This is a genomic window from Mucilaginibacter sp. (genome assembly GCF_028288205.1).
Lineage (GTDB): Bacteria > Bacteroidota > Bacteroidia > Sphingobacteriales > Sphingobacteriaceae > Mucilaginibacter.
The window spans coordinates 1-22,301 of sequence record NZ_JAQBOD010000045.1; the positions used below are offsets into that span (position 1 = coordinate 1).

Sequence of the window (22,301 nt, forward strand, 5' to 3'; positions counted from 1 at the left end):
CAGAAGCTGATTCAATCTCTATCGAGGAGATCAAATCAAAGATCACAGCAGCAAACGAAGATTTCGATTGGGATGCTGATGAGAAAAAATTTGGCAATTACAGCGACAGCGACCGTGAGAAATTAGAGAAAATGTATGATGGAACATTCAGTTCTATCACCAAAGGCGAAATCATCACCGGTACAGTTGTAAATGTTAACAACAAGGATGTAGTATTAAACATCGGTTTTAAATCTGATGGTTTGGTATCTGTATCTGAATTCCGTGATACACCTGATCTGAAGATCGGTGACACCGTTGAAGTTTTTGTTGAATCGCAGGAAGATGCTAACGGACAGTTGGTACTTTCGCGCAAACGTGCAAAAACTCAAAAATCGTGGGAACGTATTAATTCTGCATTGGACAATGATGAAATCATCACTGGTTTTGTTAAGAGCAGAACTAAGGGTGGTTTGATTGTAGATATAATGGGCGTTGAAGCCTTTTTACCAGGTTCACAAATTGACATTAAACCTATCAGGGATTATGACATTTATGTGGGCAAAACAATGGAATTCAAAGTTGTTAAGATCAACCACGAGTTTAAAAACGTAGTGGTATCGCACAAAGTGCTGATTGAAGACGATTTGGAAAACCAAAAAACCGAAATTGTTGCCAAACTTGAAAAAGGCCAGGTATTGGAAGGCACAGTTAAAAATATTACCGACTTTGGTGTATTTATTGACCTTGGTGGTGTTGACGGCTTATTACACATTACAGATATTTCATGGGGCCGTATTGAGCATCCAAGAGAAGTTTTGGCATTGGATCAAAAAATCAACGTTGTTGTTTTGGATTTTGATGACGAGAAAAAACGTATCGCTCTTGGCTTGAAACAATTAACTCCTCATCCTTGGCAAAGCCTTGACGAAGGACTGCAAATTGGTTCTAAAGTTAAAGGTCGCATAGTTACCGTTGCTGATTATGGTGCTTTCTTAGAGATCATCCCGGGTGTCGAAGGCTTGATTCACGTGTCAGAAATGTCATGGTCTCAAAACCTGCGTAATCCTCAGGAATTCCTGAAAGTTGGTGACGAAATTGAAGCACAAGTATTGACATTAGATCGTGATGAGCGTAAAATGTCATTAGGCATCAAACAATTAACCCCTGATCCTTGGCAAAATGCTGCCGAACGTTATGCTGTTGGTACACAACACGTAGCTACAGTTAAAAATATGACCAACTTTGGTGTATTTGTTGAACTGGAAGACGGCATTGACGGATTAATTCACATCTCTGACCTTTCATGGTCTAAAAAAATCAATCATCCTAATGAATTCACTAAAGTAGGTGAAAAATTAAACGTGATTGTTTTAGAGCTTGATGTTGATAACCGTAAATTAAGCCTGGGCCACAAACAACTAGAAGAAAACCCTTGGGATACTTTTGAAACCATCTTCACTATTGATTCAATACATGAAGGTACCGTGTTAAAAGTAACTGATAAAGGTGCTATAGTTGCTTTACCTTACGGTGTTGAAGGCTTTGTGCCGACCAAACACCTTGTTAAAGAAGATGGCAAGAGCTTGAAAGGCGAAGAAGTTGCTGAATTCAAGATCATTGAATTTAACAAGGAAAACAAACGTATAGTTATTTCACACTCACGTATATGGGAAGAAGCTCGTGCCGATGCTCGTGTACAGGAATTTGAAAACCGTAAAAAAGAAGCAAAATCTGCTAACAACGCGGTTAAGAAAGTGAAAGAATCGGTTGAAAAATCAACTTTAGGTGATTTAAGTGTACTTGCCCAATTGAAAGAACAAATGGAAGGTGCAGAAACTAAAGCTGCTGTTAAAAAAGCAGCAGCAGCTAAAAAATCTGAAGAAGAAGCTAAATAAGCTTTAACCAAATATTTTTAAAAAGCCCTATCGATTGTTCGATAGGGCTTTTTTGTTTGACTTATCTTATCTTGCGCGACGACCTTGCCTAAACCTATAAGATTTACCGCTATCGCTCAAAAACAATACAGGTATTTTTTGATTTAGATTAACAACGTTCTTTTGTATTCATTTTGTAAATACCCAAATTAACGCTCGAAATAACAGTAAGGATTAACGTTATTGCTTTGCCGCTGGAAAAGAAAAATAAAAGGTAGTACCTTTTCCGGGCGTGCTTTCCAGCCATATGCGGCCATTGTTTGCCTCAAGAAACTCTTTGATTAGGCTCAAGCCAAGGCCACTTCCTTTTTCACCTTTAGTACCGTAAGAGACCTGGAGGTTTGATTTTAAAAACAGTTTTTGTTGATCTGGACCCATACCTATGCCTGTATCTTTAACAGAAAAAATTACTTCACCATTAGCTTTTTGTGCATCCAGATCTATACGTCCGGTTTCGTAAGTGAATTTAATAGCGTTGGATATTAGATTACGAATAATAAAATCAAAATGATTCAGGTCGCCCATAATTTCGGTTCTTTCAGGCACATGATTACTGACAATAATATTTTTCATCTCTGCCTGTCTTGAAAGCAAATGAATGTTCTTAGAGATTATAGATTTTGCATTCAACGTTTTAGGCTGTACTTTAATTCCCTGCAACTGGGCGCTTCCCCACTCAAACAAAGTTTGCAGCAATTCAAATGATGCCTCGGTTTGTTTTCGCAGGTCAGAGATCATGCTTTTTAATTCCGCTTCAGTAAACTCCTCGGTTTCCATTAAGGCAAAGAGTTGTGCCGCACTTCCCGCCGGGCCCTTTAAATCATGCCCTATTACAGAGAACAGGACATCCTTAACCTGATTAGCTGCTTTAAGCTCTTTATTTAACCGCCGTATCTTTATCAAATACAAATAGGCAAGTACCAATAACGCTAAGATCGCTATCAATATAGCCAGGCTCATATCCAGCTCTTTTTTTTCCTTTTTTGTAACTTGTTGCAAATTGCCTATCTTTTCCCTTGAACTTTCTAAAGCATAGCTGCTATCTATAGCTGCAATTTCTTTTGTAGTATCAGCATTCAGCAAACTATCCAGTAAGCGATGATTTTCTTCCAGGGCCACCATAGCTTCTTTATAATCCTTTTCCTGTTGATATACACCGGCCAGGGCCGCATAAATTGTAGCTTCTAAACGGGGTTGCCTAAGGCTATCGGCTATCTTAAGGGCGCGTTTCAGGTCATTTAAACTTTGGGTTGAGTTTCCCTTTTTTAATATCCCTGCAATATTTATTAATGCCTGTGCCTGTTCTTCCGGCTGGTTAAATTTTTTCGCTTCTGATAGTGCTTGTTTGTAGTAGGCTAATGCATGAGCTTTTTGTCCATCCTGCTCGTATATCTTCCCTTCTTCATTTAACATGGTGATCTGTGTATCGCGTTCAGAAGATGTGTTGCTATTTCGTATGCCCTCTTCTAAATATTTGAGTGCAGTATGGCTGTCGCCTTTTTTCAAATACAAATGGCCAATACGATCTAACAATATAAAATAAGCTTCCGGCTTTAGTTTCCGATGTTCATATTGCACCAATATCCGCAGGTAATAAGTAAGTGCCTTTTCTATATCCCCTTTTTCCTCATATACTTTTCCAAGCCCGTTATAAGTTTCCAATATGCCCAAACTATCATGGCTATCTCTATAAAACTCCATCGATCTGCCAAAGTCTTCTATAGCAGCGCTTATATTTTTTTGTTGCCCGTCAAGCAATCCTAATTGGTCATAAGCAAGGGTTATACCTTCAGACTGATGCAGGTTACGGAATATGAATAGCGCTTCGTTAATAAACCTCCTTGCCAATTCTTCGTGATGGTGCAAAATATTAATGCGGCCCAATTCAATAAGTAACAGGCCCTGGCTATTGCGGTCGCTCAGGCCCTCTGCCAGTTTCATAGCCTGGTTACAATAATGCACGGCGGAATCCGGCTGATCTGCTGCATAAATTTTACTTATCTCCAGATAGGTATTGATCTTTGCCGACTCCGATTCTGCGCGAAGACGAGAATGCAGAACCGAGATTGATTGCTGCGCAAAGGCAGCACAGCTTAAAAATAAAAATAATAAGAGTAAATATATAGCTTTAGGCATAACAGGGGGTATGTAAATAGGTATAAAGCTCATTGTATAATCTTAGCATATTTGAATGCTATATTTTAAAAAAAATAGCTAATTAAAAGACCGAAAAGTTTAATAATCACATTGCCAATAATTAATATAAGTATTAATCCAAACAAAAATTGTAATAAATTTTCGTAAAAACGGTTACGTACTGGCACAATGTTATTGGTTAAATAAGGTAAGCGCTATAAATTTATAAAATATTCCCAGAAGGAATAATACTTTATATTCTTACAAGTCTAATTTGGGAATAACTTATACACTAATATCTAATCACTATTCAACTAATCACTAAAATTATTACCTTTGCCCAAATCCACCCAAACGATGCAAAACCTTACGCTGCTCGACGGTCAAAAATTTCAAATCACAATTCAGCGTTTATGTCGTCAGTTAATTGAAAATCATAATGATTTTTCAGGATCTGTATTGATAGGCATTCAACCCCGGGGTATATACTTGGCAAAGCGTGTAGCCGAAGAACTTCGCAAAATATTACCGGATAATATCATTGAACAAGGCGACCTCGATATTACCTTTTACAGGGATGATTTCCGCAGGCGCGAATCGCCGCTGGTACCCAATCAAACTAAAATAGATTTTATTATTGAAGGCAAAAAAGTAATTATGATAGACGATGTGCTTTGGACAGGCCGTACTATACGCGCAGCAATGGATGCCATGCTTGCTTTTGGAAGGCCCGAAAAGATAGAACTATTAACACTGGTTGATAGACGTTACTCGCGCCACATACCGGTAGCTGCCGACTATGTAGGCATAGAGGTTGATTCAATTGCATCGCAAAAAGTGGTAGTTAGCTGGAAAGAAACAGATGGGGAAGATAAAATAGTTTTATTATCGGAAGTTAAATAATGGCAGGACTGAGCACACGACATTTATTAGGAATAAAGGATTTGAACACGACAGATCTTCAATTGATCTTTGAAACTGCCGATAATTTTAAAACGGTATTAAACCGGCCAATAAAAAAAGTCCCTTCCCTGCGTGATGTAACCATTGCCAATATATTTTTTGAAAATTCTACCCGCACCCGCTTATCATTTGAGCTTGCCGAAAAACGCTTATCAGCCGATGTGGTAAATTTTGCCGCGTCTTCATCATCAGTAAGTAAAGGCGAAACATTGATTGACACGGTAAACAATATACTGGCCATGAAGGTAGACATGGTGGTAATGCGCCACCCGTATGCAGGCGCGGCAACCTTTTTATCTAAACATGTAAAGGCCCAGATAGTAAATGCCGGCGACGGCGCCCATGAACACCCAACGCAAGCTTTGCTCGACGCTTTTTCTATACGCGAAAAATATGGAGATGTTGCCGGGAAAAAAGTTGTTATTGTAGGCGACATTTTGCACTCGCGCGTTGCACTGTCAAATATTTTATGCCTTAAACAATTAGGTGCCGAAGTTATGGTTTGCGGGCCAACTACACTTATCCCCAAATATATCAGCGCATTAGGTGTTAAGGTAGAAAACAACCTTATAAAGGCCCTTAACTGGTGCGATGTAGCCAATATGCTGCGCATACAGCTGGAAAGGCAGGACATTAAGTATTTTCCATCTCTGCGTGAATATACCATGTTGTACGGCTTAAACAAACAAATACTCGACTCGTTAGATAAAGAGATAACCGTAATGCACCCCGGCCCCATTAACCGTGGTGTTGAAATTACCAGCGATGTTGCCGACAGCAAGCAATCTATTATATTAGACCAGGTAGAAAATGGCGTTGCCATACGTATGGCTGTGTTATATTTACTGGCCGGGCAAACCCCATAAATTTGAGCGGTATGAAACCTATACGCAGTTTAGTATTTATTGTGTTTGGGATATTTGCATCTTTAAACATGTCTGCCCAAAGCCTGCGGCTACAAAAAACAGATTCTGTATTAACACTGGTTAAAAAACACTTCAAATCCAAAGATGCCGATGGGATATACGCTTTAACGGGCGCAAATTTCAGGAAAGCATTAAGCATGGCTGCATTTAGGGATATTTGCTCGCAGCAGTTGTTCCCATTGGGCGAAATAAAAAAGGATTCGCTGCTAAGCTTTGTAAATAACAAAACAGCCACTTACAAACTTCAATTTGATGCAGTAACTATGCAGTTGCTCATGAACCTTGATCAGGATGATAAAATAGAACTGTTCCTATTTCAACCCTATAAAGATGAATCGGCTACCAAGCCCGAACCGGTTGCCACCTCCAACCCCTTAAAGTCAGACATAGATAAAAAAATTAATGCAGAGGCAAGAAAGTATATACAAAAAGCAAATACCGTTGGCTTAAGCATCGGCATTATTAAAGATGGAAAAGTTAGCACCTATAATTATGGGGAAACAACAAGGGGCAATAAACGCCTGCCCACTACAAATACTATATTCGAAATAGGCTCTATTACCAAAACATTCACCTCTACCCTATTAGCTTATTATGTTAATGAAGGGAAGATAAGTTTAACAGACCCCATAACCAAATTTTTGCCGGATTCTGTAGCCCGCAACCCTGAGCTTAAAAACATCACTTTGCTAAATTTAAGCAACCATACATCAGGCTTACCAAGCTTGCCCGATAACTTTTCTGCACAACGGCCCTACAATAAAATAAATCCCTATAAAAACTACAATAAGCAGTTACTGTTTGCCTACCTGAAAAAATGCACCCTAAACAGCAGGCCCGGCGAACAATATGCCTACTCTAATTTAGCGGCAGGATTGCTGGGCACTATTTTAGAACAGGCAGGCGGCAAGGGCTTTGAACAATTAGTTTGGGAAATTATTTGCTCACCATTACAAATGAAAAGCACGGTACAGCATTTGACCCCCATGATATCCACACGCTTCGCTACAGTTTATGACGATAACGGGCAACAAACCCCTGCCTGGGACTTTGACGCGCTGGCTCCTGCCGGGTCACTAAGATCAACAGTTAACGACCTATTGCTATATGCAAAGGCTAATATGACAAAAAGCGACAGTAAACTATCCAAAGCTTTTGAGCTAACCCATCAGATCACCTTTAATACGGATACAAAACTGGGCCTGGCCTGGCATATAATTGAGGTGAATGGGGTTAGCTACTATTTTCATAATGGCGGCACTTATGGCAGTAGTAGTTTTCTTGCTTATAACATAGAGAAAAATATTGCCGTTATTATATTATCAAATGCCAGCCCGGGTACCGACGTATTGGGCGTTAGCATTTTAAAACAATTGCAATAAAATGGTAAAAGCACAACGATTGTTTCTGCTTGTATTTTTAATCTTATTTTCTGCGGTAAGCTTTGCTCAACATACCATTTATGTGGCTAATGGCTGGGCAAAAAATTCTGTAAATGCTGTTATAATGAGGCATAACTCATTAACCACCTATCGGGATACCCAGTTTATTGCTTACTATAATGGTCAGCAGCAGTTGGTATTAGCCAAACATAAAATAGGATCTGGCAAGTGGAAATTTCGCACAACGCCCTATAAAGGAGATGCTACTGATGCACATAGATCGATCAGTATTATAGCTGATGGCGAAGGTTACCTGCATGTTTCATGGGATCATCATGGTAACCAGTTAAATTATTGCAAAAGCCTGGGTCCCGGCTCGTTAGAACTAAGTGAAAAACTAAATATGACCGGGTTAAAAGAAACTAAAGTAACCTACCCCGAGTTTTACAATTTAACAGACGGTAACTTACTATTCCTGTACCGTACAGGCCAATCAGGCAATGGCGACCTGATGATGAATCGTTATGATGTAAAAACAAAAAAATGGGAACAAGTTCAGGATGCTTTTATAAATGGCGAGAACCAGCGCAATGCCTATTGGCAGTGCTGTGTGGATAATGCCGGCACCATTCATTTATCATGGGTATGGCGCGAAAGCGGTGATGTAGAAACTAATCATGACATGTGTTACGCAAAGTCAAAAGACGGCGGTAAAACCTGGGAAAAAAGCACCGGCGAAAAATACAGTTTACCTATTACTATCGCGAACGCCGAATATGCTGCCAGGATCCCACAGAAAAGCGAGCTGATTAATACTACCTCAATGGCTGCGGATAATTCAGGACATCCCTATATAGTTACTTACTGGCGCGCTGCAGATGCTACAGTGCCGCAATACCAATTGATCTATAATAACGGCGCCGGCTGGCTAACTCAGCGAATAACCAATCGTAAAACACCTTTTAGTTTGTCAGGAAGTGGCACTAAACGTATACCTGTTTCCAGGCCTGTTATATTACTAAACAATACAGGTAAAGCGCAGAAAGCTTATGTAATATATCGCGACGAGGAGCAGCAAAACAAAGTAACCGCTGCTATTTGCGATGATATAAAGCTGGGTAAATGGACTATAAAAAATATTAGCAAAGAAAGCGCAGGCATGTGGGAACCTACTTATGATACAGAGTTGTGGAAACAACAAAAAATGGTAAACTTGTTCCTGCAAAATGTTGAGCAAGGCGATGGTGAAAAAACAAAGGATATACCACCCAGCGCTATTAGTGTGCTGGAGTGGAAACCGTAACCTTTTTGTTAATTATCCTTCACCTGCTGGCCGTCCCTTATCTCGTCAGTAGCATTTTTAACTACTTTATCGCCGGCTTTCAGCTTACCGTAAACTTCCATTTTATCGCCTGATTGAAAGCCTTTTTTCACTTCAACCCACTCGGCATGATGATTAGTAACCTTTACCACAAACACTTTTTCGGTTGATGATACTACCGCGCTTTTTGGTACAATAAGGGTACTGTCATGTGATGGCAGTGGTACATTCACGTCAGCATACATATGTGGGAGTAGTTTGTTTCCTTTATTATAAACATCCATCTCCACACGTTCAGAACGTAGCCTGTCATCAAGCGCGCCGGCTAAGCGGGCAATTTTGGCAGTAAATTTTTCGCCGGGCAATTCGCGTACGGTAAATTTAACTTCGCTTTTATTGCTTAAACCGCCTATATAACTTTCGGGTACTGATACTACCAAACGTAAGCGGGTTTGATCTTGCAAAACAAACAACGGATCAGAATTTTTACCGCCCGGGCCAACATAAGCACCTAAATTTATATTACGTGTTGTTATTACCCCATCAAATGGCGCACGTATTTGTAAATACGCTAAGTTGGATGATATTTCTTTATATGCTGATTTTATAGATTCTACATTGGCAAAATCCGCATTTTTTTTCGCATCAGCCTGTTCAAGATCGTTTTGTGAAATTGTACCTGGAATTTTACTGGTGCTTAATAAACGATCGTAAGTTGCCTTACTGGCAAAGTATATAGCTTCCTGCTGCTTTATTCTTGATTGCGCCCCCGCTAATTGCGAATTGATCTCGGGAGCATCTAAAGTTACCAGCAATTGCCCTGCGTGAACTTGCGAGCCAAGATCAACCATTAGCTTTTTAACATAGCTATTTATTTTGGCATACAGATCAACCTGTTGATAAGGCAATAACTCGCCCGGTACAGCAATGCTCGAGCTTAGTTTACCTTTTTCTACCGGTGCTACATTAACGGATGGAAAATCAACCGCGTCTTGCTGTTCTTTTTGTTGTTTTGCCTCTTCTGTGCCTTTTTCTTCCGAATGGCAGGCGCCCAGTAATAAGCTTACGCTTACAGCCAATACGGCTATAGCTGTTGTTGATCTATGTTTCAATATGTTCATGATGGTGCTGGGGTACATAAAATTTACTTTCTTTATCTTCGGGATCTAAGGAAACAGAATCGGTGGTGGTATTACCTTGTACCCAGGCAAAAACCAGCGGCAATATTAACAAGGCTGCAAAGGTAGAGGCTAATAATCCACCAATAACGGCACGACCTAATGGTGATGTTTGGTCGCCACCTTCTCCTATTCCGGATGCCATCGGTATCATACCCACAATCATGGCTAAGCTGGTCATCAATACCGGCCTTAAACGTAAAGCTACTGCTTCACGGGCAGATTTTAGAGCATCACCATTATGCTTGCGTAATTCTTCGGCATTGGTTATTAATAATACGGCGTTGGATATGGATACACCAACGGACATAATCATACCCATGTATGATTGCAGGTTCAATGTGGCCCCCGTTAATTTTACCAGGAACAATGACCCAAACAGTACCGCGGGCACGGTTGATAACACCACGAATGACATTTTAAATGATTGAAAATTAGCCGCGAGCATTAAAAATATCACAATAACCGCAACTAATAATCCATTTTGCAAACTATCAAGTGTGTCAGTTAACGTTGTGCTTAAACCGCGTGGCTCTACAGTTAAACCGCGTGGTAGTTTACCTAATGATTTGATAGCCTTCTGCACATCATCCGTCGCGCTGCCTAAATCCTTATCATTTAAATTAGCGGTGACCGATAGCATAGGTATGGCACCAATATCATCATTTTCTCCATAAGTTGTGCCGATAGTTATATCGGCCACATCACTTAATACCGGTCTTGCCTGGTTAGCCAGTACAGGTATTTCGCGGATATTATTCAAACTGGCCATCTGGTATTCGGGTACCTGTACCTGTACCGCATAGCTTAAGCCTACTTTTTCATCCAGCCATACGTTTTTCTCGGTGTAGCGGGATGACGAGGTTGAAGCCACCAATGAGCGCGATATATCATTTAAGCTTACTCCGAGCTGAGCGGCGCGTTGCCTGTCGATATTAATATTTATGGTAGGATATTTAAAAGACTGTCCTATCTGTACATCGCGCAGGTAAGGTATTTTCTTTAACTTATCTAATACCTTAAAGGCAAATTCAACATTCTGTTTTTTATTTTTGCTGGATATAGCCACCTCAACAGGTGTTGGCGATCCCTGGCTCAAAATTTTATCAGTAAGCTCAATAGGCTCAAAAGAAAGCATTATACCCGGCTGCTCTTTTTTCATAGCGGCCCTGAATCTCTCTTTAAGTTCATCAAGGTCTACTTTATAATCTTCTTTTAAATTTACCTGCAATACCGCTTCCTGCGGACCAGCCATGAACAAATAAATAGGGCTGGTTGAAAATTGCCCCGGGTGCTGACCTACTATTGCAGATGTTACTTCAATGTTTTGCCTTCCAACCAACTCGCCCAGTATATGCAGTGCTTTAAGGGTAATGGCTTCGGTACGCTCTAAACGGGTACCATCTGCCGCACGCAAACGTACCTGAAACGTGCCCGAATTTACTTTTGGCAATACATCCCGCCCTATGATATTTAATAGCAGGAGTGCTAATCCGCAGGCTGCAACCGCATAAATTATTACTATGATCTTCCGGTTAGGCATCATCCTATCCATCAGCCGCAAAAAGCGAAGCCTGAATTTATCAAACCGGCTTAATTTTTTATTTGTTTGTGTAGCATTTTTTATGGCGAGTTCTTTTTGTTCCCATGCTTCACCCTCATCATCCAAAGCAAAACCATCAGCATGGCTTTTATCTTCATGCTCATTCTTCATTATCCAGTTGGCCATTACGGGTACAAAGGTTTGGGCCAGCAGGTATGAAGTTATCATGGAAAAACCAATTGCCAATGCCAAAGGCAGGAATAACGCGCCCGGAATACCCTTCATGGTAAAGGCAGGCGCAAATACTGCAAGGATACAAAACAGAATCAACAACTTAGGGAACGCAATTTCTTTACAGGCATCCCAGATAGCCAAAGCCTTGGGTTTACCCATATCAAAGTGCTGGTGAATATTCTCAATCGTCACCGTCGATTCATCCACCAGGATACCAATTGCCAGCGAAAGCCCGCTTAGCGTCATGATGTTTATTGTTTGATGGAAAAGCGACAAGAAGAATATACCCGCTATAATAGCTATTGGTATAGTTAATATTACAATTAGCGCACCGCGCTTATCTCCCAGAAACATCAAAACCATTAAGCCGGTAAGTACCGCGCCTATAGCACCTTCTTCGGCTAAACTTTTTACGGCGTTTATAACATAAACAGATTGATCGAATACGTAAGATATCTTAACATCCTCAGGCAATAAGGCCTGGAAACGTGGTATGGCTTTCTTTAAATTTTGTACCACATCCCAGGTAGAAGCATCAGCAGATTTGGTAATAGGCAAGTAAACAGAACGTTTGCCGTTGATAAGGGCATAGCTTGTAGTTATATCAGCCCCATCCTCAATAGTTGCTACATCACGTAAAAACACGGTTTGTATGCCATTCTTATAGATAGCAATATCGCCAAAATCTGCCACCTTTTTCATACTGGTGTTAGCAGGTGCCAGATAATTATAATCGCCTATACGCACGTTACCCGCCGGTGTATTTTGATTGTTATCGCGCAGGGCTGTAACTATTTGATCGGGCGTTAAATTATGTGAGCGCAATAGTTCGGGGTCAATCTTTATTAAAACTGTACGCTGGTTACCACCAAACGGCGCAGGCGCAACTAAACCAGGTATAGAGGTAAATGATGATCGAACATAAATATTGGCCAGATCCAATAACTCATTATTAGTTTTTGTAGCACTGGTCAACACCAACTGACCTACCGGAAGTGTAGAAGCATCAAATCTTAATATAAATGGTGGCTGCGAGCCGGGCGGGAAAGAGGCCTGCGCCCTGTTGGTATAAGCCGTCACCTCCGCAGCGGCCTGGGCCATATTGGTACCTTCGTAAAAGGTTAGCTTAATAAGAGTTAACCCCGTTATGTTACGGGTTTCGATACTTTTTACGCCCGATACATATAGCAGTAAGTTAACATACTGCTTACCAAAGTACGACTCCATTTGGTTAGGTGTATAACCGCCATATGGGTGCGAAATATAAATTACAGGCAAATTAAGATCGGGGAAAATATCTATCTTAATACTTCGTATCGCGCTAATACCGAAGAAAAACAGCCCCGCTACTATAACCAGTACGGTAATTGGTCTTCTAAGCGCACTTTTTATCATTCCCATTGTTATACCTGTATCTTATTAAAAATTATTCATAAACACACTAAAATCGCCGGTTGCCGCAGCTTTTGATAATACCGCCTGCCAAACGTTGTTTGACACTATGTCCCTGTCAACTTCGGCGCGGTTCAGTACATATAACGCCTGCGTAAAATCAACAATGTTGGATAAACCGTTTTTATATAAAGCAAACTTTTGATTGTATGCATCTGTAGCGGCTTTTACTTCAACCGGTGCTTCATTGTAGTTTTTCAGGGCATTGTTTATCCGGATTTCGGCAAGCAGTTGCTGGTCGCGTAATTGCTGGCCAACCAGCTCATATTCGTTCCGGTATTGATCTGATGTGTATTTTTGTGATTGTACCTGGTAATGCACCCTAAACGGATTGGTGATATTCCAGATTACCGCAGCGCCTAATAAATAATTATACCGCGTAGGCTGTATACCGGCGCCATAACTTGTGCTGTAATTGCTCAGGTTAGTGCCATAATCTGATTTAAAACCCGACCCCCTGCCCTGGTAAACACCAAATAAACTGAATGTAGGATAGCTGAATGTGCTTAAATATTTTGCCTGCTCATCGCTTACACCAATGCGGTTACGAAAGTAGCGTAATTCGGGATGATCATCTAAACTTACCGTTGAGATTGCATTAGGTTTTGGCGGCGCCTTGCTTACAAAGGTACTGTCTAACACAAAATCTTGCGGTGTAATACCTAAATACTGCGCTAACTGGTTACTTTGATTTTGTACTATTTGCTGTGCATTGGTTAAAGCAATTTTGGCGTTTGATACCTCGGCATTTGCCAGAGAAGAATCAACACCCGGATTTAGACCATTACGTACACGGGCAATCACAACCTTTTGTAATTGCATGGAGCGGTACAAATTATCTTCTTGTGCCTTACTTAATTGTTGTGCTACCAATAAGTTTAAATATGTACTTGCTACCCGTACCTGGTGCTGAAACTGTTCCTGTACCAGGTCGGTTTCATTAAGGGCCACCACAGCTCCCTGCACTTTAACCCTTTCTTTGGCTTTACCAAACGCGAAAACGTCCCAGTTAATGTTGCTTACGTATAGCGAACCAAAGGCAGCATTATAATTTTGATTAGGTAAAGTTGGCCCAGATGAAGATACGGCCAAACCATGATACCCAAAAAGGGGCCCGGTTGTGCCATTAACGGTACCATAATCCTGTTGCAGCGAAACGTTCAGATCGGGCAGGGCTTCGGTACGTGTTTCTTTTAAAAAAGCTTTTGACGCGTTTAACTGGCTGGCTTTAGCTTTTATAGTGCCGTAATTAGCAAGCGCTATCTGTTCTGCTTCTTTAAGGCTTAATACCTTTTGCTGACCATTTACCTTGAATACAAAAAAAATACAAAAAATACCTAATAAGGCATATTTAGAAATAGTGTTGAACATACCGTGGTGTTACGTGCAACAAATTTAAAAATTAGTTGATTGTATAAACTAAATTTTCGCCATGTAACAAGATTATCGCTATAAACTGACGGATAAGTGAGATTTTTACCCAATTTTATGGGAATTTAACATGACAGGTAATTAAATGAACTAAATTCCGGATCGGTATTTGGTATTAATACAGATCAAAATGTGAAATTAGTTATGTTAAATAGTAATACTATCACCTAACTTATAGATCTCATTAAATTTTATACCCTGTTTATCAAAGTGCTTCTTGTAGGCTTCATACCGTTGCTTAATAAAGAACTCTTTAGCGTAGCCGTCATGAACAGGCAGTATTTGTTTGGGTTGTAGTTTATCGGCAAAACCGGTTATGCGCAGTTCGTTGGCAAAAGGCGCCATGGTTACCATTATTAATAGTTCGATTCCTTTATAATTTAATAGCGCGTCTTCCATTGAATCCACTGGGTGCAGCACTTTATCATTAATTATAAAACCTGTCATTTGTGGTAACGGGTTATCTAATATAGGTTCATGAATAACTGCTATTGCCTCTAATTTAAAAGGCCCGGCATAATGTATACCGTCGTGCCAAACTGTGTGTGCAATACCTGCTTTTTGCAAAACCTCACCTACTTGCGAATTGGTATAGATGGGCGCGCCGCTGAGGCTGGCAATTTTTTTAAGATTTTCGGCATCTAAATGGTCGGGGTGTATATGGGTAATAATTATGCTGTTTACATCAGCAAACATATCAGGCGTTACCATACCTTCGGCAAAAGTAAACTTACCCGGATCGAATAATAGCTTGTGCCCGTCCAGCTCAAACACCAAACAGGAGTGCAGATATTTTGAAATTTCCATAACCGTATATGATTTATAAAATAACTGTAGGTATCAGGAAATGTTTTCTATCGACGTTTTTGCTCCTAACGGAGCATCAATTTTCAATCACAGTATTTCTACCAGCTCACTCAACTTAGAAATCGTCGCTACCTGATCCTCCTCAACCACACCAAATCCATAATCCGCGAAAATAAACGGCACACCTGCTTTTGTGGCAGCATTATAATCACCCATTGTATCACCTATATAAATCGGGGCGCTAAGGTTATGGCCGGTTATAATATCTCTTATATTATCGGCTTTAGGCATATTTTTAGTACCGTAACATTGGTGACCAATAAAGTAATGCTCCAGACCGCTTATTTTAAAAAACACCTCAATGTACCCGCTTTGGCAATTACTAACTATAAATAGCTTGTATTTATCAGCCAGGTATTGCAGAGCTTCTTCCAGGCCCGGGTAAAGCTCGCCGCCTTTTTCATATAAAATTTCCAGTTCTTTTTTTGAAGCTATAGCTTTAAAATCCTCGCGCTGTTCGTTGGTAAGATACGGAAGCAGGGTTTCAAAAATAGCCTTGTAAGTCATTCCTGTAATGGAATGTATCATAGGCTGGGTAAAATCTTCTTTAATATAATCTACTTGTTCTTTGGCTCCTTGCCAGGCCAGCACAACATTTGCCGAGCTATCCCAAAGTGTACCATCCAGGTCGAAAATAATGCTGTCGTATTTGTTTTTTAGTGTAATATCCATAGAGCGGCAAAAATAGAATTTATTTATTAACGGGCAGTTTTTCTATCATCATGTTTACTTCAAATTTTCCTCAAATTCAATTGCTATATTTATAAAAAAATATATTTTTGAAGCTGCTGATAATAGAAGACGAGCAAGGTCTTAGGGAAAGTATAGAACGGTATTTTACCGTTGAGGGAATTATATGTGAAAGCTGCAGCAGCCTGGCAGCTGCCATCAGTAAAGTTACACTTTATCAATATGACTGTATATTGCTGGATATTGGCTTGCCTGATGGCGAAGGTTTTACTTTATTGGAGCATTTAAAAGCGAATGGTAAAAATGAAGGTGTATTAATAATTTCGGCACGAAACTCGTTAGACAATAAAATAAAAGGGTTAAACCTTGGGGCTGATGATTACCTGACCAAACCGTTCCATCTGGCCGAGTTAAAAGCAAGAATAGATGCCATCTTCAGGCGAAAGGCTTTTAATACAACAAACACATTAAACTACGACCTAATTAGTGTAAACTTACTTGCACGCGATGTTGAAGTTAATTCAATAAACATCATACTTACCCGTAAAGAATATGATATGCTATTATATTTTATAGCCAATAAAGGAAAAGTTATATCAAAAAACGCCATTGCCGAACATTTATGGGGCGATGAAATTGATTTGGTTGATAGTTTTGATTTTATTTATACCCATATTAAAAACATCCGCAAAAAATTGATGGAAGCCGCGCAAAAGGATTACATAAAATCTGTTTACGGGGTAGGCTACAAATTTTTATAAAATGAAGTTAGCTTCACAATATAATAAGGCTACGTTGATTATTACTTTTTTAGTATTGTTTATTGCGGGTTTTATTTATTACACTACAATAAATTATATTGTTAACAAACAGCTTGACCGCGATCTGACAGAAGAACTGGATGAGATAACAGATTATATAAATCTTAATCAACGCCTGCCCAAACAGCTTGATTTTAACGGAGATCAAACTACCCTTACTAAAACAGATCAAAAATTAATTGAAAAGAGCTTTTATGATATTCCGTATCATGTGGCGCAAAGAGACACTGATAGCGAAAACAGGGGCATAAAATATAAGATTAAACCCGGCAGAGCAGTAAAGGCGCTAATTTCAGTAAAGGGTAATAACTATATATTAACTGTAGCTCAATCTAAAGAAGGCTCAAAGCACTTAACCCAGTTAATTATTATTATTACATTAGGGCTTACTGTATTTTTATTGATTATACTGGCTATAACCAATAAATATATGCTTAATGGTTTATGGAAACCTTTTTACCATATTTTACAGCAATTAAAAGCATTTAATGTTGCTGATACCAACACCCTTAATTTAAGTAAAACTAATATAGATGAATTTAAGGAATTAAATGATGCGGTGATAACTATGTCATCAAGGGTTAAAAATGATTATCAAAACCTTAAAACTTTTACTGAGAATGCATCGCACGAAATGCTTACCCCTATCGCGGTGATTACTTCGAAACTGGATACTTTAATACAGGATGAAAAATTAAAGGCCGAACAGTTTGCCCAGATTACTGATATATATGCAGCAACCAATAAGCTTTCGCGCTTAAACCAATCACTTTTATTGCTGGTTAAAATTGATAATGACCTGATACAGGACAATGCTACCTTTAACTTGAAAGATGTAATACTTGAAAAAGAGCACCAGTTCCAGGAGCTTACTCAAAATAAAGGTATTGAATTAATACATGTGCTTGAGGACAAGGAAATTACTGCAAGCAGGTATTTAATTGAAATACTAATTAATAACCTGTTTAACAACGCCATAAAACACAACCAAACAAATGGCAAAATATCTATAAAGCTTACCAATAATAAGCTCATATTTCAAAACACCGGCGAAAGCGGCGCGCTAAATAATGCTGAGATCTTTGAAAGATTTAAAAAAGGCAAAAGTTCTGATGGTACCGGCCTGGGGTTAACTATAGCTAAAAATATTTGCAGCCAGTATAATTATAACCTCGAATATGTTTTTGAAGCACCTTTTCACACTTTTAAAATAGCGTTTTAGGATTTATTTAATTGGTGTTATAATAACTACTTCCATTTCTGTTAATTCTTTCTCCCTTGTGGCTCTATTTAAAAATGCGGGTTTTAACCGGCTTATCCAATAGCGCTTAAATGTTTTAAGCGGTTGTACTCCCCATCTTGCGGTTGAAATACTTTTAACAAAATCAGCGGTAGCATATAGCATAAATGGTTTTGTTGGATATAGCGCAGTACCATCGGTAATTGTTGTTATTGGCCCTTCAATATAAAAATTCATCGCCGATACATAATCATCATTTACCTGTACCACCGGCATTTTTTGCGGATTATGCTGGTTAATCCAAACAGCGGCTTCGCTGCCTGACTGGTAGTGCAATAACGAAGTATAAAACACCTGATTCAGATATATATTAATCAGGAATGATGCTAATAGCGTTTGTAAAACTATCCTGCGGATAACATCTCCAGTAATAACCTGTGGTAAAAAAAGCAATGTAATAAACAGTATCATTAAACAAGCACCAATGGTAACTGTAAATGTATCGGGTTGATAAAAATAGTGCAGCGCCCCTATCACCAACAACAGCAAAATTATAATGATGATTTGAGTAATACGGATAGCCTTTACACTTTTTGGAAGCCGCGCATTATATAAATACTGCGCTGTTATAATAGCGAAGAATGGGTATACAATATTTAAATAATGCGGCAACTGAAACTTTGAGGCAGAGAATAATAAGAACGTTAATAATGATCCGCATAAGCAATACCACTCTGTAGTCTGTACATGTTTAATACCGGTTTTTATGAACCGGAATATCGCCACAAACAATAAAACAGACCATGGCAAAAACGCCCATAGCGTAGTATGCACAAAAAATGTCGGGTCGCCATTGCCTTTAATGGGTCCGGTATTAAAAAACCGGCCAAACTGGCTATCCCAAAAAAAGAACCTTATGCCTGATACATTATGCTTATCAAATATTAACTTTTCCGGGTGTAGGTCAAATTGCCGGTTAAGGCAATAAAGTTCGGGCAGGATAAAGATCAATATCAATATAGCGGCAATGAGCCATCGTAAATTAAAAAGCTGTTTCCATTGTTTGGTTATTATAAATTGCCCTGCAATGGCCCCGCCTATTGGTATTAGGGCAAACATGCCTTTGGTCATGATGGCACAGGCAGTAAACAGGCAGCCGAATAATAAATGCCAATAATTATTACCGGTATGTGCCCTGTAAAAATGATAAACGGCAGCTATAATAAGCCCGGTTAAATAAGGCTCTGCACGTACATCGTTGTTAGACAGGATAATATGCTGCGCGGTAAGCAATATCAGTACGGCCCATAAGCCAATTTGTTTATTATATAGCGCCTTGCCAAACAAATAGGTATAAACCGCACCCATCAACAAAAAAAGTATAGCAGGCAGCTTATAGGCCCAGGTTTTAAACCCGAAACATTTAAAGAAAAACGCGGTTACCCAAAACGGAAAATGCGGCTTATCCAGCCAATCCTTACCATATGCAAACAGCTCCACATAATTATTGCGCTGCACCATAGTTTTGGCTATTGAGGCATATAATGTGCCATCCGGGCCGGTTATGGGGACAAATAATGCGCTAAAATTTACAGCAACCGCAATGCCTATAAAAATGTACAGCCAGCGGATATAGAGTGCATCGGTTTGTTTAGCCATTTATAGCGTAAAGGTAATGAGATTTTGAATATCCGCTAATGTCAATTCTAACGATAGGGAGAGATGACTTGGTTAAATTTAATTTTTTATATTAAATTTATCGGGTCAATGATCCTCAACTATTGGCCTAACCAATTAAACACAATGAAGAAATCACTTGTATTAATAGCATTGCTACTTCCTTTTATAACTTTTGCGCAAACCGGTAAAGTTTTTGACAACCTGAGCTTACCCAGCAAAATATTAAAAAGCGACCGCAAATTCGCCATTTACTTACCACCCGATTATGAGACATCTAACCGCACCTATCCCATGTTATATTTATTGCATGGATCGGGCGATGACCAAACCGGGTGGGTGACCTTTGGCGAGGTGTTAAATATTACTGATAAAGCCATTGCTGATGGCACAGCCACACCTATGATAATTGTAATGCCTGATGGCAATACCGGTCGCCGTGGCTACTTTAACGATATTAAAGGCGATTGGAACTATGAGGACTTCTTTTTTCAGGAACTGATACCTTTTATAGAAAAGAAATATCGTGCTAAAACTGACAAACGCTCGCGTGCGGTAGCTGGTTTGTCTATGGGTGGCGGCGGCACATTTATGTACGCTTTGCATCACCCTGAACTATTTTCATCTGCATGTCCGTTAAGTGCGTCAGTCGGGCCATTTACTTTGGACGAAGCGCGTAAAACTTACACAAAAAACAATCCTAACCTGGCAGATTCAACCATAACTAATTATTATAACCGCCATAGCGTATTAGCACTGGTAAACAACATGCCCGATAGCCAAAAGAAAGCTGTGCGCTGGTATATTGATGATGGCGATGATGACTTTTTATATGAAGGGAATGCGCTGGTACATATCGCTATGCGCAAAAAAGAAATACCACATGAATTCAGGATACGTGACGGCGGCCATACCTGGACCTACTGGCGCACATCATTACCGAAAGTATTAGAGTTTGTGTCCGACGCTTTTCATCAGTTTTAGGCCTTACCTTATGATTATTAGAAATCGAAATTTCTAATAATCATAAGTCTCTCACAAATTTCAAATTTAAATATGTATCGGTCTGTTATCTGTAGCGGCTAAACAAGCTTCGCGCATGGCTTCGGTATAGGTTGGATGCGCGTGGCTAATGCGTGATATATCTTCGGCGCTGGCACGGTACTCCATGGCAACAACAGCTTCGGCTATCATATCCGCGGCCCGCGGGCCAATCATGTGTACGCCTAAAATTTCGTCAGTAGCGGCATTAGCCAGTACTTTTACAAAACCATCCAGGTCGCCGCTGGCTACCGCCCTACCGCTTGCCCGGAATGGGAACGAACCTGTTTTATATTTTACTCCCTTTTCTTTTAACTGCTCCTCGGTTTGGCCCACTGCCGCAACCTCCGGCCAGGTATAAACTACGCCCGGTATCAGGTTATAATTAATGTGTGGTTTTTGTCCTACAATGGTTTCGGCTACGTAAGTGCCTTCATCTTCGGCTTTGTGAGCAAGCATTGCGCCTTGTATCACATCGCCAATGGCATAAACACCTTTAACGCTGGTTTGCATATGCCCATCAACAGTAATTTTACGGCCGCGCTCTTCAACGGTGATGCCAATTTTATCTAATCCTAAACTATCGGTATAAGCAATACGGCCAACAGCTACCAGGCAATAATCGCCTTTCAGCTCTTTCTTTTCGCCCTGCGGCGAATCGAACGTAACGGTTACTTCTTTACCTTTTACCGTAGCGCCGGTAACTTTATGGCCCAGGTAAAACTCCATGCCTTGTTTTTGTAATACCTTTTGTAATTCTTTACCCAGGCTTTTATCCATAGTTGGAATAATGCCATCCATAAATTCAATTACAGACACCTTTGCACCTAAACGCGCATAAACAGAGCCCAATTCTAAACCAATAACACCGCCGCCAATTAATATAAGGTGTTTAGGTATTTCGGGAAGAGACAATGCCTCTGTCGAGGTTATAATACGTTTCTTATCTATCTTAATAAATGGCAGGCTTGATGGTTTTGAACCGGTTGCAATAATGATGTTTGTGCCGGTTATTTCCTGGATAGTACCATCTTCTTTAGTAATGATGATGGTATTTTTATCTTTAAAAGACCCCATGCCCTGATAACCGTCTATTTTATTCTTCTTAAATAAAAAGCTGATGCCCGCAGTGTTTTTGGCTACTACATCTACCTTACGCTTCATCATCTGGGCTATATCAACCTTTAAATTGCTTAGATTGATGCCATGTGTTGCAAAAGCATGGCCGGCGTTGTAGAAATGTTCGGACGAATCCAATAACGCTTTTGAAGGAATACAGCCCACATTTAGGCAGGTGCCTCCATAAGTAGCGTATTTTTCAATACAAGCTGTTTTTAAACCAAGCTGGGCACAACGTATAGCGGCTACATAACCACCCGGACCAGAACCTATAACGATAACATCATATTGCATAGTAGTACTTTTTTGTGGCGCAAAGTTAAGTAAAATAGCAATTAGAGATTGGTTTATTAGTGATTAGTTG

General features: G+C 39.8%; 16 protein-coding genes. 8 read left to right on the plus strand and 8 right to left on the minus strand.

Annotation, left to right across the window (positions count from 1 at the left end):
• A partial coding sequence (gene rpsA / locus JWR23_RS10525) for a 30S ribosomal protein S1 (protein ID WP_299515908.1) occupies nt 1-1,877 on the plus strand: 1,877 nt, incomplete at its 5' end.
• 219 nt (nt 1,878-2,096) lie between these two features.
• On the opposite strand, the gene JWR23_RS10530 is transcribed toward rpsA, so the two are convergent.
• Entirely contained in the window at nt 2,097-4,052 is a 1,956-nt protein-coding gene (locus JWR23_RS10530) for a tetratricopeptide repeat protein (RefSeq protein WP_299515910.1), read from the minus strand.
• A 357-nt stretch (nt 4,053-4,409) separates the two neighbouring features.
• Here JWR23_RS10530 and pyrR point away from each other — a divergent pair, with 357 nt between their 5' ends.
• From pyrR to JWR23_RS10550, 4 genes are read left to right on the plus strand one after another with little or no spacing between them, the layout of a single operon-like run.
• Entirely contained in the window at nt 4,410-4,955 is a 546-nt protein-coding gene (gene pyrR / locus JWR23_RS10535; protein ID WP_299515994.1) for a bifunctional pyr operon transcriptional regulator/uracil phosphoribosyltransferase PyrR, read from the plus strand.
• Complete coding sequence (locus tag JWR23_RS10540) at nt 4,955-5,881, plus strand: aspartate carbamoyltransferase catalytic subunit (protein ID WP_299515912.1); 927 nt, start codon at nt 4,955-4,957, stop codon at nt 5,879-5,881. Before pyrR ends, JWR23_RS10540 begins: the two co-directional genes overlap by 1 nt.
• 11 nt (nt 5,882-5,892) lie before the next feature.
• Complete coding sequence (locus tag JWR23_RS10545; protein WP_299515914.1) at nt 5,893-7,323, plus strand: serine hydrolase; 1,431 nt, start codon at nt 5,893-5,895, stop codon at nt 7,321-7,323.
• Nucleotide 7,324: 1 nt separating this feature from the next.
• Nucleotides 7,325-8,626: a BNR repeat-containing protein gene (locus JWR23_RS10550; RefSeq protein WP_299515916.1), complete on the plus strand. Its 1,302-nt coding sequence runs from the start codon at nt 7,325-7,327 to the stop codon at nt 8,624-8,626.
• Nucleotides 8,627-8,634: 8 nt separating this feature from the next.
• Here JWR23_RS10550 and JWR23_RS10555 read toward each other — a convergent pair whose 3' ends face one another.
• The 5 genes from JWR23_RS10555 to JWR23_RS10575 form a co-directional block, all read right to left on the minus strand.
• Nucleotides 8,635-9,765 (minus strand): efflux RND transporter periplasmic adaptor subunit, encoded by a 1,131-nt coding sequence (locus JWR23_RS10555; RefSeq protein WP_299515918.1) that lies wholly within the window; start codon nt 9,763-9,765, stop codon nt 8,635-8,637.
• Nucleotides 9,746-13,000: an efflux RND transporter permease subunit gene (locus tag JWR23_RS10560; protein WP_299515920.1), complete on the minus strand. Its 3,255-nt coding sequence runs from the start codon at nt 12,998-13,000 to the stop codon at nt 9,746-9,748. Before JWR23_RS10560 ends, JWR23_RS10555 begins: the two co-directional genes overlap by 20 nt.
• A gap of 18 nt (nt 13,001-13,018) precedes the next feature.
• A complete protein-coding gene (locus tag JWR23_RS10565; protein WP_299515922.1) occupies nt 13,019-14,422 on the minus strand; it encodes a TolC family protein in 1,404 nt (467 codons plus the stop codon).
• A gap of 207 nt (nt 14,423-14,629) precedes the next feature.
• Nucleotides 14,630-15,289 (minus strand): MBL fold metallo-hydrolase, encoded by a 660-nt coding sequence (locus JWR23_RS10570; RefSeq protein WP_299515924.1) that lies wholly within the window; start codon nt 15,287-15,289, stop codon nt 14,630-14,632.
• An 87-nt stretch (nt 15,290-15,376) separates the two neighbouring features.
• Entirely contained in the window at nt 15,377-16,021 is a 645-nt protein-coding gene (locus JWR23_RS10575; RefSeq protein ID WP_299515926.1) for an HAD family hydrolase, read from the minus strand.
• A gap of 107 nt (nt 16,022-16,128) precedes the next feature.
• On the opposite strand from JWR23_RS10575, the gene JWR23_RS10580 reads away from it, so the two are divergent.
• Together JWR23_RS10580 and JWR23_RS10585 are read left to right on the plus strand one after the other, a co-directional pair.
• Nucleotides 16,129-16,800 carry a response regulator transcription factor gene (locus JWR23_RS10580; RefSeq protein ID WP_299515927.1) on the plus strand — a complete coding sequence of 224 codons (672 nt, stop codon included), beginning with the start codon at nt 16,129-16,131 and terminating at the stop codon, nt 16,798-16,800.
• Nucleotide 16,801: 1 nt separating this feature from the next.
• Complete coding sequence (locus tag JWR23_RS10585; protein ID WP_299515928.1) at nt 16,802-18,082, plus strand: HAMP domain-containing sensor histidine kinase; 1,281 nt, start codon at nt 16,802-16,804, stop codon at nt 18,080-18,082.
• Nucleotides 18,083-18,085: 3 nt separating this feature from the next.
• Here JWR23_RS10585 and JWR23_RS10590 read toward each other — a convergent pair whose 3' ends face one another.
• Nucleotides 18,086-19,759: a glycosyltransferase family 39 protein gene (locus JWR23_RS10590; protein WP_299515930.1), complete on the minus strand. Its 1,674-nt coding sequence runs from the start codon at nt 19,757-19,759 to the stop codon at nt 18,086-18,088.
• Nucleotides 19,760-19,903: 144 nt separating this feature from the next.
• On the opposite strand from JWR23_RS10590, the gene JWR23_RS10595 reads away from it, so the two are divergent.
• Complete coding sequence (locus tag JWR23_RS10595; protein ID WP_299515932.1) at nt 19,904-20,761, plus strand: alpha/beta hydrolase-fold protein; 858 nt, start codon at nt 19,904-19,906, stop codon at nt 20,759-20,761.
• Between the two features lie 66 nt (nt 20,762-20,827).
• Here the strand turns inward: JWR23_RS10595 and lpdA are convergent, their stop codons facing one another.
• Nucleotides 20,828-22,231: a dihydrolipoyl dehydrogenase gene (gene lpdA, locus JWR23_RS10600; RefSeq protein WP_299515934.1), complete on the minus strand. Its 1,404-nt coding sequence runs from the start codon at nt 22,229-22,231 to the stop codon at nt 20,828-20,830.
• Nucleotides 22,232-22,301 lie beyond the last annotated feature (70 nt).